Here is a 14,587-nt window from a genome sequence, read left to right as displayed (position 1 = left end):
TCGGAGATCTCTACTGCTGTTCTCTACTGCTCGGTCAGTTCTTCTTCTCGACCCGGGCGACCACGGCGAGCGGCCGGCCCGGGTGGGGCGTGGTGTACGCCGTGTGCAGCGCCGCGTGGTCCCGGCCGTCCACCGCGACCGCGTCCCAGCCGGCGGCCTCGAAGCGGGAGGCGATGCCGCCCCGCCAGCCGTGGGTCGCGGAGTCGTTGTCGATCACGATCGTGTGCAACCGCTCCAGACCGGCGGAGCCGGCGTACGCGATCGCCTCGTGGTTGCTTCCCTCGTCCAGCTCGGCGTCCCCGATCAGCACCCACACGGCCGGGTCGGTGAGCCCCTGGGCCCGCAGCCCGAGCGCGCTCCCCACGGCGAGCGGCAGCCCGTGCCCGAGGGAGCCGCTGCCGATCTCCACCCCGGGGATCAGGGTCCGGTCCGGGTGGTGCCCGAGGGGCGAGTCGTACGCGCCGAACCCGCTGAGCCAGCCGACCGGGAAGAAGCCCTTGGCGGCGAGGACGGCGTAGTACGCCATCGGCCCGTGCCCCTTGGACAGGAGGAACCGGTCCCGCCCCGGATCCCCGGCGGTGCCGGGCCCCACGCGCAGGATCCGGTCGTAGAGCACCCACAGCGCGTCGAGCGTGGAGGTGGCGGCGGGGCCGTGCTTCTCGGCCCCGGTCATGAGGGCCATGAGCGGGCCCAGGTCTTCGTAGCGGAACCGGGCGTCCGCGGCTGCTGTCCGTGTCATGGCCCGATCCTGCAACCTCAAGTGCGCTTGAGGTCAACCACCGGCTCGCCCGGTCCTCGCCCCGGCCCGCGGCCCCGGCCCACCGCCCCGAAGAAAGGTGCGCGCGACCACCGCCCGAAGTGCGGTATCGTTCTCCTGCGCGTTCAACCAGGGGAAACCCCAGGTCAACGCGTATCGGGACGTGGCGCAGCTTGGTAGCGCACTTGACTGGGGGTCAAGGGGTCGCAGGTTCAAATCCTGTCGTCCCGACCATGCTTCACGCAGGTCGGAGGCCGTTCTCTCATCCATGGGAGGACGGCCTTTTCCGTACCCGGATTCCCGCGTTGCCCTGTGTCGCCCGCCTCAGGCCGGCTTGTGGGCCGCGGGTGCCTTGGCGAGGGTGCAGGTGTCGTCCGTGCACCGGCGCTCCAGGCGGCCGCGGGAGAGGGTCTGGGCCAGGCCCACCATCCAGCACGTGGGGCAGCCCCGGAAGGCGATGAGGGCCAGGGGGGCCGCCAGCAGGGAGAACGGGCCGACGGCAGGCACCAGGGCGATCGCCCCGATGATCAGCCCGAAGCCGATGGCGCCGCGCGCCAGGTGGCGCGGGACGGAGCTGCTGGCGAAGTTCATCGGGGGCGGCGGCGAAGGTGCGGACTTCAGGGTGTTCATCGTCGTGGGTCTCCTTCGATCGGGTGGTCGCTCGGTCGGTCGACCGCTGCCAGCGAGTGCCGCAGGGCCGTGCGTGCTCGGTGCAGGCGTGACTTCATCGCGGTGGTGCTCAGGCCGAGCGCGTCGGCGACGGTCCTGCCGGGCAGGCCCTGGACGTCCCGCAGGATCAGGACCTGCCGCTGCTCGCGGGGAAGGGCGCCGATCGCGGCCGCGACCCGCTCCGCCTCCAGCCTGTGCAGTACGGAGTCCTCGGCGGACGGTTCCGCGTCCGCCGGATGCTCCGGGGCACCGTCGCTCCGCGGGCCGGCCGGCCGCAGCTGCGGCAACTGCCGCAGCTGCCGCAGGCACTCGTTGCGCACGATCCGGAACATCCAGGAGGCGAGGGCGCCCGTGGCCCGCAGGGTGCCGATCTTCCGGTAGAGGATGATCAGCGCCTCCTGTGCCGCGTCCTCCGCGTCCTGGGGCGAGGCGCAGAGCGACAGGGCGAACTTGCGGACGTGGGGCTGCGATTCCATGACGACGGTGGTGAGCGACGTGACGTCGCCGTCCTGGGCCGCCCTGATCAGCCGCTCGTCCGGCCAGCGGAAGCGTTGGTTCATGCGCTGCTCGTTCCTGTCGTTCCTGTGGGCCCTGTCGCTCCTGTTGGTCCGGCTCCGGTCAGGTCCGGCTCTTGTACCGCCGCATCAGGTGCCAGCTGCACGCGCCCACGAGCAGGGCTCCGATCACGACGAGTCCGGTGATCATCATGGGTGTCTCCTCCAGGTCCCACCGGCCCGTTCGGCCGGTACACGGACAAGAGACGGGGAGGCCCGAAAAGGATTCGCGGTAAGGGAAGGATTCGCAGTGAGGATGCGCAGTCAGTCCCGGTCCGCCCGTCGGCCCGCGTGGAGTTCGAGGGGGCCGGTGGCCGTGGCGCGGGCCTTGAGGGAGGCCTTGATCTGGCGGCGGAGGGCCGGTTTGGTGAATCGGCGCAGGTCGGCCGGGGGGACCGTGCGCCATTCGAGGAGTTCCGTACGGGGGAGGCGGATCCGGTCCAGGGTGGCGGCGTCGAGGGTGCCGCCGTCGTAGAGGAAGCGGACACGGGCCGGAAAGCCGGGCTGGTGGGACCAGTTGACGGCGAGCAGCCGGCCCGGGGCGAGGTCGAGGCCGAGCTCCTCCAGGACCTCGCGGCGGGCCGCGGTGCGCGGGATCTCACCGAGGTCGCTGTCGATGCCGCCGCCGGGCAGGTTCCAGCGGTCCGGGTCGCCGTACGCGGGCCGTACCAGCAGGACCCCGCCCGCGGAGTCGGTGAACAGCACGCTCGCCGCCGTGAGGGTCCTGGGGCGGGCGGCCCGGTGGTCGGCCGGGTCGTAGGCGTTCGCGTGCTCCAGCTCCGCGCGGCGCGCGGGGTCGAAGCCGGCCGGGGAGCCGGGCTGCGGCACCCCGTCGATCAGGTGCGCGAAGGAGCCGGAGTTCAGGGCCGCCAGGGCGGCGCGCAGGCGGGGTGCGATCCGGGCCGGCAGGGCCCCGTAGGCCTCCTCCGGGGTGAGCCAGTGCGTCTCGGTGACCTCCCCGTCCGGGAAGGAGATCGCGGAGGTCTGCTCGGGGGTGAGCGGGCCGACGAGGTGGATGTGGGCGACGAGGGAGCGGCCGAGGGGCCCCGGCGGGCGGGAGTCCACGGCGAGCAGCCGCCCGACCGGCACGCTCAGGTCCAGCTCCTCCTTCAGCTCGCGGGCCAGCCCCTCCTCCGGGGTCTCGGTGTCCGTCACGGTCCCGCCCGGGAGCTCCAGCTCCGTCTTGTACGAGGTGGTGAGTACGAGGACCCGCCCGCGGGCGTCCAGCACGATCCCGGTGGCGGCCACGAGGGGGGAGGGCTGGGCGGCGTAGTAGGCGCGGACCGAGTCGGTGTACGGGGAAGCGGGCGGGGGCTGATCCGGCACGGGGGCTCCTGGAGGTGCGGGAGATGGCGTACGGGCGGGGTGGCGTACGGGCGGGTGGGCACGGTGATCCGTACCCACTCGGGGAGCGTCCATGGGGTGGACCTCGGGGCGGCTCGGGCCCGGGGTCAGGCCCGGGCCAGGAGGAGGCCGCCCATCGTGACCATGGTCGCTGCGACGAGCCCGTCCAGCGCCCGCCAGGCCGCGGGCCTGCCGAGCGGGCCGCTGAGCAGCCGGGCCCCGTAGCCGAGCGCGCCGAACCACGTGAGGCTCGCCAGGACCGCGCCGGCGCCGAAGGCCCAGCGCAGGTCGCCGCGGCCGGCGGCCAGGGAGCCGAGGAGCAGCACGGTGTCGAGGTAGACGTGCGGGTTGAGCCAGGTCATGGCCAGGCAGGTCAGCACGGCGCGCCGGGCGGAGGCGGAAGCGGAAGCCGAGCCCGGGGCCCCGCCGGGGGCGTCCGCGGCGAGGGCGGCGTCCGGGTCGGGGCGCAGCACCCGGCGGGCGGCGAGGACTCCGTAGCCGATCAGGAAGGCGCCGCCGACGAGACCGACGAGGGTGAGGGCGGGAGGCCAGGCGGTGACGAACGCGCCGACGCCGGCCACGCCGAGGGCGATCAGGGCCGCGTCCGAGAGGGCGCAGATGGCGACCACGGCGAGGACCGACTGGCGGCGTACGCCCTGGCGCAGGACGAAGGCGTTCTGGGCGCCGATGGCGACGATGAGGGAAAGACCGGTGCCGAAGCCCGCGAGGGCCGCCGGGATGATGCCGTGTGTCATGTCTTCGACCGTAGGCAGCGGCGCGGCGAGGAGTACAGCTAAAGATTCTTACCTACCATTAGCTGCTGTGATGGATGAGCTGCCTGTGGACCAGGTACGGACCCTGCTCGCGGTGATCGACGAGGGCACCTTCGACGCGGCCGCCGCCGCCCTCCACGTGACCCCGTCGGCCGTCAGTCAGCGAGTCAAGGCGCTGGAGCAGCGGACCGGGCGGGTGCTGCTGATGCGGACCAAGCCCGTGCGGGCGACCGAGTCGGGGGAGGTCCTCGTGCGGTTCGCGAGGCAGCTCGTCCGGCTGGAGCGCGACGCGCGGGCCGAGCTCGGCATGGCCGAGGGCCTGGGCCCGGTGCGGTTGCCGATCGCGGTCAACGCGGACTCGCTGGCCACGTGGTTCCTGCCCGCGCTGACGGGGGTGCCGCAGGACCCGCCGGTCTGCTTCGAACTGCACCGGGAGGACGAGGCCCACGCGACCGAACTGCTGCGGGACGGGCGCGTGATGGCGGCGGTCACCTCGCAGCCGGTGCCCGTGGCGGGGTGCACGGTGCGCAGGCTGGGGCTCGTGCGGTACCTGCCGGTGGCGAGCCCGGCGTTCGCGGCGCGGCATCTGCGGGGGCCGGTGGCGCGGGACCTGCGGGAGGCGCCGGTCGTCGTGTTCGACCGGCTGGACCTGCTCCAGGACGAGTTCGTCCGGGTGGTGACCGGGGACGCGGCGGCCCGGGCCTCGGCGGTGCGCCACTACGTGCCGACGTCGGAGGGGTTCTGCGATGCGGCTGCCGCCGGGCTGGGCTGGGCGATGCTGCCGATGGTGCAGGCGGACCCGTTGGTGGCGGCGGGAGAGCTGGTGGTGATCGCACCCGGGCGGAGCCTGGAGATTCCGCTGTACTGGCAGCAGTGGAAGCTGGATTCGCCCGCGCTGTCGATGGTCGCGGAGGCGGTGGCGCGGGCGGCGGCGGGGGCGCTGGAGTAGGGGGGCGGGGGGTTTCCCTCTGGCGGGGGGCGTCAGGGGTGCCGGGCTGCGGCGGGGGCAAAAAAGGGGGCCGCCGGGGTTCTGCGGAGGGGGCGGGGAGGGTGTGCGGGGATCTTGCGCAGGGCGGGGTCCGGGGCCTTGGCCTGCGGGGACGGGCCGGGGGAGGGCTTAGGCTGCGGGCATGGAGTCGTACACGATCGGCCAGGCGGCGCGGCTGCTCGGCGTCAGCGTAGACACGGCCCGGCGGTGGGCCGACGCCGAGAGGTTCCCGACGCATCGGGACGGTACCCGGCGGATGGTCGACGGGCCGGACCTCGCCGCGTTCTGCGTGGAGGTCGCGCAGGAGGGCGGCGACGGCGAGGGGGCCCCGTACACCTCGGCGCGGAACTCCTTCGCCGGCATCGTGACGGGCGTGAAGCTGGGCACGGTCGACGCGCAGGTGGAGATCCAGGCCGGACCGCACCGCGTCGTGTCGCTGCTGACCCGGGAGGCCGTGGAGGAACTCGGCATCGAGGTGGGCGCGAGGGCGACGGCGCGGGTGAAGTCGACGAGCGTCTTCATCGACCGGGCCTGAGGCCGCGTCCGAGGGCGGGGCCGAGGATCGGCCTGCGTCCGGGCCTGAGGGGCGACCCGAGTCCGGGCCTGACGCCGGGCCCGAGTCCGGGGTCCGAGGGCAGACCCGATTCCGGGCCCGAGTCCGGGGCCGAGTTCGGGCCCGATTCCGGGGTCCGAGGGCTGGTCTGAGTCCGGGTCTGAGGCTGGGCCCGAGTCCGGGCCTGAGGCCGCGTCCGAAGGCGGGGCCCGAGGGTCGGTCTGAGGCTGGGTCTGAGTCCGGGCCTGAGGCCGTGTCCGAGGGCGGGGCCGAGGGTCGGCCTGTGTCCGGGCCTGAGGGGCGACCCGAGTCCGGGCCTGACGCCGGGCCCGAGTCCGGGGTCCAAGGGCTGGTCTGAGGCTGGGCCCGAATCCAGGGCCCCGTGCGGGTCTGAATCCGGGCCTGAGGGCAGACCTGAGTGTGGGCCTGACGCCGGGCCTGAGGGCAGACCCGAGTGCGGGCCCGAAGCCGGGCCCGAGGGCAGACCCGAGGCCGGGGTCCGAGGTCGGGCCGCAGGCCGGGCCTGAGGGCGGGGCCGGCGGTCGGTCTGCGGTTGGTCCGTGGCTCGGTCCGGGGGCGGGGTGCTCATGTGGGGTGCGGGCCGGTGGCACACTGGCCCGTGATCCGCCGAAGGGGAGTACGTCCGTTGTCCATGTTCAGCAACCTGCGCCGGGCCGTGCGCCGTAGCTATCGGCGCGCCGTCGACCTCAGTCACCCGGCCCGCTCCCCGCTCGGCAGCGCCGTCGTCAACTGCATCGTGTACCGCGACGGCGTGCGCCAGGACGGTCACGGCCACGCCGACGTGGGCGAGGCGCTGCGCCGGGTCCGCAAGACGGGCGAGGGCTTCGTCTGGATCGGCCTGCACGAACCCTCGCAGGAGGAGTTCGCCGGGCTCGCCGAGCTGCTCGGCCTGCACCCGCTCGCCGTCGGGGACGCGGTCCAGGCCCACCAGCGGCCCAAGATCGAGCGCTACGACGAGACGCTCTTCGCCGTGTTCAAGACGGTGCGCTACGTGGAGCACGAGGAGCTGACCGCGACCAGCGAGGTGGTGGAGACCGGCGAGCTCATGGCCTTCGCCGGCAGCGACTTCGTCATCACCGTCCGGCACGGCGGCCGGGGCACCCTCGGGCCGGTCCGCGAGGAGCTGGAGGCGCTCCCCGAGCAGCTGGCGAAGGGGCCGGTCGCCGTCCTGCACGCGCTGGCCGACCACGTGGTCGACGAGTACGTGGCCGTCACGGACGCCGTGCAGAACGACATAGACGCCGTCGAGACCATGGTCTTCAGCGAGCACGGCGGCCGCGGGGACGCCGGCCGGATCTACCAGCTCAAGCGCGAACTGCTGGAACTGCGCCGGGCGGTGGCCCCGCTGGCCCGCCCGCTCCAGCAGCTGAGCACCCTGCCGGTGCCGGTCATCCCGCCGGAGATGCGCACCTACTTCCGGGACGTCGCCGACCACCTGACCCGCGCGACCGACCAGATCAGCGCCTACGACGCCCTCCTCGACTCGATACTGCAGGCCCATCTCGCGCAGGTGACCGTCGCCCAGAACGAGGACATGCGCAAGATCACCGCGTGGGCGGCCATCATCGCCGTCCCGACGATGGTCTGCGGGGTCTACGGCATGAACTTCGAGCACATGCCCGAACTGAAGTGGACCTACGGGTACCCCTTCGTGCTCGGCGTGATGGCCGTCGCCTGCGTCGTCATCCACCGGGGCTTCCGGCGCAACGGCTGGCTCTGACGGCGTTCGCCCGCGTCGACCCAAAACCCCTGTGGGGGTGACCCGTTACGCCCGGTAAAGTCTCGTGCGGGCGCGCAACCACGAGGAACGGGAAGGTCGGGCATGCAGCAGACGGCGGTGGGCGGCGCGGTGGCGACGGAGGAGCTGGCCGGGGAGCGGGTACGGCTGGAGCCCCTGGATCTCCGCCACCACGACGGCCTGTGCGAGGCGGTCCGCGACGGCAGCCTGTGGGAGCTCGCGGTGACGATCGTCCCGCATCCGGACGATGTCCGCGGCTTCATCGAGGACGCGGTCGCGGCGCGGGCGGCGGGCACGCAGATCCCGTACGCGACGGTGGACGCGGCGACGGGGCGGGTCATCGGGTCCACCCGGCTGATGGTCATCAACACCGTGAACCGGCGCCTGGAGATCGGCTGGACCTTCCTCGCCGCGTCCTGGCAGCGGAGCGGTGCGAACGCCGAGGCGAAACTGCTGATGCTGACGCACGCCTTCGAAGCGATGGGGATGAACCGCGTCGAGCTCCTCACGGACGTGCGGAACGCGAAGTCGCGGGCGGCGATCACCCGGATCGGCGCGCAGTACGAGGGCGTGCTGCGCCACCACATGATCATGCGCGACGGCTGGATCCGCGATACGGCGGTGTACAGCATCACGCGCCCGGAGTGGCCGGACGTGAAGCAGGGCCTGCGGGCCCGCCTGGAAGCCCGCGCCGCCGATCGCTCCGAAGGCTGAGCGGAGCCCCGCTTCGGCGGGGTCAGCGGGTGGCGCGGGTCAGGAAGTGGGCGGGGGCGTCCTCGTACGTGGCCACGTGCCAGCCCGCCGCTTCGAGGGCAGGGCGGAGGTTCGGTTCGGCCAGGGGGTCGTCGGGGCTGACGGCCCGCCCGTGGCGAGCCGCGCGCTCCGCCCGGCCGGAGGGGTGGAAGAGCAGCAGTTCGCCGCCGGGGGCGGTGACGCGGGCCCACTCGCGCAGGGCCGCGTCCGGATGCGGCAGGTGGTCCAGGAGCCCGGCGGCGAAGATGCCGTGGACGGCGCCGGCCGGCAGCGGGAGCCGCCCGCAGTCGGCCAGCAGCAGCCGCGCGGGGCCGCCGTGGCCCGCACGGGCCGCCGCCGCGAGCATGGCGTGCGTGACGTCGACGCCGATCACCGTGCCGGCGGCTCCGACCAGGCCGCGCAGTGCGGGCAGGGCCCGGCCGCTGCCGCAGCCCAGGTCGAGCGCGCACTGCCCGGGGCGCAGCCGCATCCGCGCGACCGCAGCTTCGTACGCCGGGGTCTGGTAGGCGAACCGCTCCTCCCAGGCGGCGGCCCGGGGCGTGAAGAAGGCCCGGGTGGCGGTGGTTTCGGCCCGCCCGGCGACCAGCTCGGCGAAGCGGCGCAGCAGCGCGCGGTCGGCCTCGCCGGGGACGGGCAGCCCCCAGGCGCTGGCGCCCACCCGGAACCCGTGCGGCGCGCGGCCGCTGCCGAGCAGCGGGTCGGTGGCGCCGCCTCCGGTGCCGCCGGTGCCCGCCGCCTCCGTGAGCAGCCGGGCGCCCTCGCCCAGGGCGAGGACGGGCACTTCGGCGGCCAGCGCCGGTCCGAGGAGGGGGAGGGCGGCGGCGGGCGTGGCGCCGGGGGAGAGGATCAGCGCGTCGATCCCCGTGAGGCCGGCCGGCAGCGGGTCGGCGCCGGGCCGGCACGGGTGGATCCGCAGCCCGGCTTCCCGGATGGCGGCGATCGGTGCGTCTCCGATGACGAGGACGGCCATCGGCCCCTCCCTTTCCCGCGTTCCGCGCGTGTTCCCGCGTCCCGCGCGCAGTGCCGCGTCCCGCGTTCGTTCTTGATCGTGCAGATGAGATTCCAGTGGCCGAAATCAGCCGCATCTGCGTAAGCATGCCCCGAGCAGCCTCTCATATGCCAGGGGTGGATCTGTCGAATCGGTTCGGCCGGAGCGGGCCGTGCGGGGGGCTTGAGGTGGCGAGACTTCTGGTAGTAAAGTTTCCTAACGAAGTCGCCCGAGCATCAACTCCCTCATGGAGGCACCGTGTTCACCCCCCACCGCAAGCGACTGGCCGTCAGTACGCTGCTCGGCGCCAGCCTTCTCGCCATGCCCGTCACCGCCCACGCGACCGCCACCGCCCCCACCGCGGCACCGGCCGCCGCGCAGGTGCCGGCCGCCGCCGTCGGACTCGACGACCCGGCGAAGAAGGAGATCGCGATGCAGATCGTCTCCAGCGCCGAGAACTCCTCGCTGAACTGGAAGGCGCAGTACAAGTACATCGAGGACATAGACGACGGCCGCGGCTACACGGCCGGCATCATCGGCTTCTGTTCCGGCACCCACGACATGCTCGAACTCGTCGAGTACTACACGCAGATCAAGCCGGGCAACGTCCTGGCCAAGTACCTCCCCGCCCTGCGGAAGGTCGACGGCAGCGACTCGCACGCCGGCCTCGACCCCAACTTCACCAAGGACTGGGTGAAGGCGGCCTCCGACTCGGCCTTCAAGAAGGCCCAGGACCACGAGCGCGACCGGGTCTACTTCAACCCGTCCGTGCAGCAGGGCAAGTCCGACGGGGTCGGCGTGCTCGGCCAGTTCATCTACTACGACGCCATCGTCATGCACGGGGACGGCACCGACTCCACCAGCTTCCGCAACATCCGCAAGCGCGCCCTCTCCAAGGCCAAGCCCCCGGCCCAGGGCGGCAACGAGACCACCTGGCTGAACGCCTTCCTCGACGCCCGGGTCTGGGCGATGAAGCAGGAGGAGGCGCACAGCGACACCAGCCGCGTCGACACGGCCCAGCGGGTGTGGCTCAAGAAGGGCAACCTCAACCTCAACACCCCCCTGGACTGGAAGGTCTACGGGGACCCGTTCCACATCGGCTGACCGGATCGGCTGACCGGATCGACCGGCCACATCGGCCGACCGTGTCGGCCGGCCGCTCCTCCGAGGAGCGTGAGGCGGCGGCCCGGGGCGAACTCCCCTTCCTCCCCGTGCCGCCGCCCCGCCGGCTCCGTCAGCCGCCGCCCCGCTCGACCGGGATCCACAGCTGGGAGCCGGTCTCCGCACCGATCGCCACCGGGCGGGTCCGCAGCAGCTCCGGACCGGGCCGGCTCGTGTACGGGTTCGAGGGGAACCACTGGGTGAACACGTCCCGCCACAGTTCCTGGAGGGCGCTCGGGTAGGGCCCGTGGTTGTCGAAGACCGCCCAGGTCCCGGCCGGGACGTCCAGGGCGTCGAGTGCGCCGGGGGGCGTCCCGGGACCGGTCACCACGCCGACCCAGTAGTCCACTTCGGCGCCCTCCTCCCGGCTGTCGGTCAGGTGCACCACCGCCGACAGCACCCCCTCCGGCTCCGGCCCGGCCAGCTCCTTCATCCGCAGGACGGTCGGCTCGTCCAGGCTCTCCACATGCGCCGTGGCGGCCTCGTTGGCCCCCTCGTGCACGAGCGGGACCCGGGCCTTCCTGCCGAGGAACCGGAACGGCCCCTTCTCCACGATCCGGTACCGCATGGCCGTGCTTCCCTCGACGACGACACGGAAGGACATACGGGGCTGCGCCGTGAGCACCGCGCCCGTGCGCCGGGCCTCGCCGGGCCCGACCCCGTGCACCGACCGGAACGCCCGGGCGAACGCCTCGCCCGAGCCGTACCCGTACCGCACCGCGACATCGAGCAGGGTCAGCTCCCCGGCCAGCACATCGGCCCCGGCGAGCGTCATGCGGCGGCGCCGTACGTAGACCGGGAGCGGCATCCCGGCGAGCGCGGAGAACAGCCGTCGGAAGTGGTACTCCGACACCGCCGCGATCCGCGCCACCTCGGCCATGTCGATCTCCTGGTCGAGGCAGGACTCCAGGTGCTCCAACGCCTGGTTCAGCCGCTCCAGCACGCCGTCAGCCCTTCCGCCGTTCCGTCGTTCCGCCTTCTGTACCGGTCCGCCCGACACATCCCGTGCGGGAACTGTCGGGCGCCAAGCCGTGGGATGGCCCGAGGCTGGGGCCCATGAACGACATTAAGGGATATTGCGAGCCGCGGTTCGGCGCGGTCCACGAGGCGCTCGCGCGGTTGCTCGACAAGGAGGACGTGGGCGCCTCGGTGGCCGTCCGCGTAGACGGGGAGCCGGTGGTGGACCTCTGGGGCGGGTTCGCCGACGCGGAGCGGTCCGTCCGCTGGGAGCGGTCCACCCTCGCCTGCGTGAACTCGACGACCAAGAACATGACGGCCCTGTGCGCGCTGATCCTGGCCGACCGGGGCCTGCTCGATCTGGACGCGCCGGTCGCCGCCTACTGGCCCGAGTTCGCCGCGGCGGGCAAGGCGGGCGTGCTGGTCCGGCACGTGCTCTCGCACACGGCGGGGCTGCCGGACCTGCCCGGGCCGCGCGCCGTCGAGGAGCTCTACGACTGGGAGGGCGTGACGGCGGAGCTGGCCGCCCGGGCGCCCGCATGGGAACCGGGAACGGCCGCCGGCTATCACGCGCTCACCTTCGGGTTCCTCGTCGGCGAGATCGTCCGCCGCGTCACCGGCCGGGGCATCGCCGAGTTCTTCGCGGAGGAGGTGGCCGGGCCGCTGGGCGCCGACTTCCACATCGGGCTCCCCGAGGGGGACGACCACCGCGTCGCCCCCCTCGTCCCGCCGCCGTCCATGACCGACGAGTACGCCGCCAGTGCTCCGCCCGGACCGGACGGCGCACGGCGGGAGAGCGCAGACGTCACCGTCCGCGTCAAGGACGTCAACTCCCCGGCCTGGCGCCGTGCGCTGCTCCCCGCGGTGAACGGCTTCGGCAACGCCCGCTCCGTCGCCCTGGTCCAGTCGGTCCTGGCGAACCGGGGAACGGCCGGCGGTGTGCGACTGCTGTCCGCCCGGGGATGCGAGCCCGCGTGGCAGGAGGTGTTCAGCGGTCCCGACCGCGTTCTGGGGACCCCGATGTCCTGGACGGCGGGCTTCGGGAAGTTCGGCAACGCCTTCGGCTGGGGCGGCTGGGGCGGCTCCCTGGTCGTGAGCGATCCCGACGCGCGGATGACGGTGGCCTACGTCATGAACCAGATGATCGACCGGGACGGGCAGGAGGACGATCGCGGCACGGAGATCGTCATGGCCGCGTACAGCGGACTGGGCTGACGGCGCTGACCGCACTGACCGGTTCTGGCGCGGCCCCGCGGAGGTGGGAGGCTGGGCGGCATGAGCGTCGAGGGCTTGGGCAGCAGCAGCGGTGGCAGGGGTGGCGGCACCGGACCGGCGGCCGCGCGGATCCTGGTCGTCGATGACGACCCGACGGTGGCGGAGGTCGTCACCGGTTACCTGAGGCGCGCCGGCTACGCGGTGGAGAGCGTCGCCGACGGCCCGGCGGCGCTCGCCCGGGCCGCCCTGATCCGGCCGGACCTGGTCGTACTGGACCTCATGCTGCCGGGGCTGGACGGGCTGGAGGTGTGCCGCAGGCTCCGTGCGGCCGGCCCGGTACCCGTGATCATGCTGACCGCGCGGGGCGACGAGGACGACCGGATCGCGGGACTGGAACTAGGCGCCGACGACTACGTCACGAAACCGTTCAGCCCGCGCGAACTGGTCCTGCGGGTCGGCTCCGTGCTGCGGCGCGCGACGGCCGCCGGGGCCGCGGCCGGTGCGGCGGCCGGCGAGGTGGGGGCCCGGCTCGCGGGCGCCGGGATCACGCTCGATCCGGCCACCCACCGGGCCGCGAAGGACGGGCGCGAACTGGCGCTCACGGTCAGGGAGTTCGACCTGCTCGCGCACTTCCTGCGGTATCCGGGCCGGGCGCACGGGCGGGAGGAGCTGATGCGCGAGGTGTGGGGCTGGGACTTCGGTGACCTGTCGACGGTGACCGTGCACGTACGCCGCCTGCGCGCCAAGGTGGAGGAGGACCCGGGGCGGCCGAAGCTGATCCGGACGGTCTGGGGAGTCGGCTACCGCTTCGAGGCGGACGGGCCGGACGGGCCGGGCGAGGTGGCCGCGGAATGAAGGACATCCTGCTCATCGCGCTGTTCGCGCTCGGCGGGGCCGTGTGCGCGGGGGCGCTCGGCGCGCTCGTGCTGAGGCTGGTGCGCCACCGGTCGGTGGCGGTGTCCCTCGCGGTGATCGCCGCCGTGGCGGTCACCGCGATGCTGGCCGGGACGCTCGCCGTGGCCCGGGCGATGTTCCTCTCCCCGCACGACCTCGGGGTGGTCACCCTGGTCGTGGCGATGGCAGCGGTGGTCTCCCTGGCCGTGGCGCTGCTGCTGGGGCGGTGGGTGGTGGCCCGCAGTCGGGAACTGTCGCAGGCCGCACGGGACTTCGGCGACGGCGGCAGCTTCGCGGCGCCGCCGGGGCGGGCCACCGCGGAACTGGCGGCGCTGTCGCGGGAGTTGGCGGCCACGAGCGAGAGGCTGGCGGTGTCCCGGGAGCGGGAGCGGGCGCTGGAGACCTCGCGGCGGGAGCTGGTGGCCTGGATCTCGCACGATCTGCGGACCCCGCTGGCGGGGCTGCGGGCGATGTCCGAGGCGCTGGAGGACGGCATGGCGGAGGATCCGGCGCGGTACCACCGGCAGATCCGCACCGAGGTGGACCGGCTGAACTCCATGGTCGGCGACCTCTTCGAACTCTCCCGCATCCACGCGGGTGCGCTGGCGCTGAGCCCGAGCCGGATGTCCGTGTACGACCTGGTCGGCGACGCGCTGGCCGGGGTGGACCCGCTGGCGCGGGAGCGCGGGGTGCGGCTCGACGGCGGGGCTGTGGACCCGGTGCCGGTGGAGGTGGACGGCAAGGAGATGACCCGGGTCCTGGCCAACCTGCTGGTCAACGCGATCCGGCACACCCCGGCGGACGGCACCGTGGCGATCGCGGCCGCCGTACGAGCGGGCGGGGACGCGGTGGTCGTCTCCGTGACGGACGGCTGCGGCGGCATCCCGGCGGAGGACCTGCCGAGGGTCTTCGACACGGGCTGGCGGGGCAGCCCGGCGCGGACGCCTCCGGCGGGGGCGGGGCTGGGGCTGGCGATCGTACGGGGCATCGTGGAGGCGCACGCGGGGCGGGCGGCCGTGCGGAACGTTCCCGGAGGGTGCCGGTTCGAGGTGACCCTGCCGGTGCAGGCCTGAGCCCGGCCGGGGCCGCTGTGCTCCGCGTCGTGGGCGGGTGCGGCGCCGTTGCCGGGGGCGCTGCCCCCGGACCCCCGCGCCTCAAACGCCGGCGAGGCTGGATTTGGCCCCGCCCGGTACCAGCGGGTTTAGGTGACGGGCGGCGAAAA

The 14,587-nt window shown here is 73.7% G+C and carries 15 protein-coding genes and 1 tRNA gene; 9 read left to right on the top strand and 7 right to left on the bottom strand.

Going from position 1 to position 14,587, the window contains the following annotated elements; genetic code table 11:
* Window positions 1-34 precede the first annotated feature (34 nt).
* Window positions 35-739 carry a transketolase gene (locus NLX94_RS02495; protein WP_254380870.1) on the bottom strand — a complete coding sequence of 235 codons (705 nt, stop codon included), beginning with the start codon at window positions 737-739 and terminating at the stop codon, window positions 35-37.
* Between the two features lie 175 nt (window positions 740-914).
* On the opposite strand from NLX94_RS02495, the gene NLX94_RS02490 reads away from it, so the two are divergent.
* A tRNA-Pro gene (locus NLX94_RS02490) sits at window positions 915-991 on the top strand.
* Window positions 992-1,081: 90 nt separating this feature from the next.
* Here NLX94_RS02490 and NLX94_RS02485 read toward each other — a convergent pair.
* From NLX94_RS02485 to NLX94_RS02470, 4 genes are all read right to left on the bottom strand, one after another.
* Entirely contained in the window at window positions 1,082-1,387 is a 306-nt protein-coding gene (locus NLX94_RS02485; protein ID WP_254380869.1) for a hypothetical protein, read from the bottom strand.
* Entirely contained in the window at window positions 1,384-1,986 is a 603-nt protein-coding gene (locus NLX94_RS02480; RefSeq protein WP_254380868.1) for an RNA polymerase sigma factor, read from the bottom strand. Before NLX94_RS02480 ends, NLX94_RS02485 begins: the two co-directional genes overlap by 4 nt.
* 258 nt (window positions 1,987-2,244) lie before the next feature.
* On the bottom strand, window positions 2,245-3,306 hold the full coding sequence (locus NLX94_RS02475) for an NUDIX hydrolase (protein WP_254380867.1): 1,062 nt from the start codon (window positions 3,304-3,306) through the stop codon (window positions 2,245-2,247).
* 125 nt (window positions 3,307-3,431) lie between these two features.
* The gene (locus NLX94_RS02470; protein ID WP_254380866.1) at window positions 3,432-4,079 is read right to left on the bottom strand and encodes a LysE/ArgO family amino acid transporter; all 648 of its coding nucleotides are present in this window, start codon (window positions 4,077-4,079) and stop codon (window positions 3,432-3,434) included.
* Between the two features lie 70 nt (window positions 4,080-4,149).
* Between NLX94_RS02470 and NLX94_RS02465 the strand changes: the two genes are divergently transcribed.
* From NLX94_RS02465 to NLX94_RS02450, 4 genes are all read left to right on the top strand, one after another.
* The gene (locus NLX94_RS02465; RefSeq protein WP_254380865.1) at window positions 4,150-5,046 is read left to right on the top strand and encodes a LysR family transcriptional regulator ArgP; all 897 of its coding nucleotides are present in this window, start codon (window positions 4,150-4,152) and stop codon (window positions 5,044-5,046) included.
* Between the two features lie 181 nt (window positions 5,047-5,227).
* Window positions 5,228-5,620: a molybdopterin-binding protein gene (locus tag NLX94_RS02460; protein WP_254380864.1), complete on the top strand. Its 393-nt coding sequence runs from the start codon at window positions 5,228-5,230 to the stop codon at window positions 5,618-5,620.
* A gap of 670 nt (window positions 5,621-6,290) precedes the next feature.
* Window positions 6,291-7,379 carry a magnesium and cobalt transport protein CorA gene (locus NLX94_RS02455; protein WP_254380863.1) on the top strand — a complete coding sequence of 363 codons (1,089 nt, stop codon included), beginning with the start codon at window positions 6,291-6,293 and terminating at the stop codon, window positions 7,377-7,379.
* A gap of 102 nt (window positions 7,380-7,481) precedes the next feature.
* Window positions 7,482-8,111: a GNAT family N-acetyltransferase gene (locus tag NLX94_RS02450; protein WP_254380862.1), complete on the top strand. Its 630-nt coding sequence runs from the start codon at window positions 7,482-7,484 to the stop codon at window positions 8,109-8,111.
* Window positions 8,112-8,133: 22 nt separating this feature from the next.
* Here the strand turns inward: NLX94_RS02450 and NLX94_RS39250 are convergent, their stop codons facing one another.
* On the bottom strand, window positions 8,134-9,120 hold the full coding sequence (locus NLX94_RS39250; RefSeq protein WP_308402357.1) for a class I SAM-dependent methyltransferase: 987 nt from the start codon (window positions 9,118-9,120) through the stop codon (window positions 8,134-8,136).
* A gap of 339 nt (window positions 9,121-9,459) precedes the next feature.
* Between NLX94_RS39250 and NLX94_RS02440 the strand changes: the two genes are divergently transcribed.
* Window positions 9,460-10,242 (top strand): chitosanase, encoded by a 783-nt coding sequence (locus tag NLX94_RS02440; protein ID WP_254381207.1) that lies wholly within the window; start codon window positions 9,460-9,462, stop codon window positions 10,240-10,242.
* A 130-nt stretch (window positions 10,243-10,372) separates the two neighbouring features.
* Here the strand turns inward: NLX94_RS02440 and NLX94_RS02435 are convergent, their stop codons facing one another.
* On the bottom strand, window positions 10,373-11,242 hold the full coding sequence (locus NLX94_RS02435; protein WP_254380861.1) for an AraC family transcriptional regulator: 870 nt from the start codon (window positions 11,240-11,242) through the stop codon (window positions 10,373-10,375).
* A gap of 113 nt (window positions 11,243-11,355) precedes the next feature.
* Between NLX94_RS02435 and NLX94_RS02430 the strand changes: the two genes are divergently transcribed.
* From NLX94_RS02430 to NLX94_RS02420, 3 genes are all read left to right on the top strand, one after another.
* A complete protein-coding gene (locus NLX94_RS02430) occupies window positions 11,356-12,471 on the top strand; it encodes a serine hydrolase domain-containing protein (RefSeq protein WP_254380860.1) in 1,116 nt (371 codons plus the stop codon).
* Window positions 12,472-12,600: 129 nt separating this feature from the next.
* On the top strand, window positions 12,601-13,326 hold the full coding sequence (locus NLX94_RS02425) for a response regulator transcription factor (protein WP_308402368.1): 726 nt from the start codon (window positions 12,601-12,603) through the stop codon (window positions 13,324-13,326).
* Window positions 13,323-14,438, top strand: coding sequence for a sensor histidine kinase KdpD (locus NLX94_RS02420; protein ID WP_254380858.1), 1,116 nt, complete (start codon window positions 13,323-13,325; stop codon window positions 14,436-14,438). The genes NLX94_RS02425 and NLX94_RS02420 overlap by 4 nt, the downstream gene beginning before the upstream one ends.
* The last annotated feature ends 149 nt before the right edge of the window (window positions 14,439-14,587 follow it).

The organism is Streptomyces sp. TBY4, assembly GCF_024213195.1.
In the GTDB taxonomy this organism is placed as follows: Bacteria; Actinomycetota; Actinomycetes; order Streptomycetales; family Streptomycetaceae; genus Streptomyces.
The sequence above is the reverse complement of the archived record's forward strand: the minus strand, read 5'-3'. Positions and strand labels throughout refer to the sequence as shown.

What these genes read in the sequence shown, in the direction of transcription:
- NLX94_RS02430 (WP_254380860.1), top strand. Translation starts at nt 11,356, where the DNA reads ATGAACGACATTAAGGGATATTGCGAGCCGCGGTTCGGCGCGGTCCAC.
- NLX94_RS02420 (WP_254380858.1), top strand. Translation starts at nt 13,323, where the DNA reads ATGAAGGACATCCTGCTCATCGCGCTGTTCGCGCTCGGCGGGGCCGTG.
- NLX94_RS02440 (WP_254381207.1), top strand. Translation starts at nt 9,460, where the DNA reads ATGCCCGTCACCGCCCACGCGACCGCCACCGCCCCCACCGCGGCACCG.
- NLX94_RS02480 (WP_254380868.1), bottom strand. Translation starts at nt 1,986, where the DNA reads ATGAACCAACGCTTCCGCTGGCCGGACGAGCGGCTGATCAGGGCGGCC.
- NLX94_RS02485 (WP_254380869.1), bottom strand. Translation starts at nt 1,387, where the DNA reads ATGAACACCCTGAAGTCCGCACCTTCGCCGCCGCCCCCGATGAACTTC.
- NLX94_RS02495 (WP_254380870.1), bottom strand. Translation starts at nt 739, where the DNA reads ATGACACGGACAGCAGCCGCGGACGCCCGGTTCCGCTACGAAGACCTG.
- NLX94_RS02470 (WP_254380866.1), bottom strand. Translation starts at nt 4,079, where the DNA reads ATGACACACGGCATCATCCCGGCGGCCCTCGCGGGCTTCGGCACCGGT.
- NLX94_RS02450 (WP_254380862.1), top strand. Translation starts at nt 7,482, where the DNA reads ATGCAGCAGACGGCGGTGGGCGGCGCGGTGGCGACGGAGGAGCTGGCC.
- NLX94_RS02465 (WP_254380865.1), top strand. Translation starts at nt 4,150, where the DNA reads ATGGATGAGCTGCCTGTGGACCAGGTACGGACCCTGCTCGCGGTGATC.
- NLX94_RS39250 (WP_308402357.1), bottom strand. Translation starts at nt 9,120, where the DNA reads ATGGCCGTCCTCGTCATCGGAGACGCACCGATCGCCGCCATCCGGGAA.
- NLX94_RS02460 (WP_254380864.1), top strand. Translation starts at nt 5,228, where the DNA reads ATGGAGTCGTACACGATCGGCCAGGCGGCGCGGCTGCTCGGCGTCAGC.
- NLX94_RS02455 (WP_254380863.1), top strand. Translation starts at nt 6,291, where the DNA reads ATGTTCAGCAACCTGCGCCGGGCCGTGCGCCGTAGCTATCGGCGCGCC.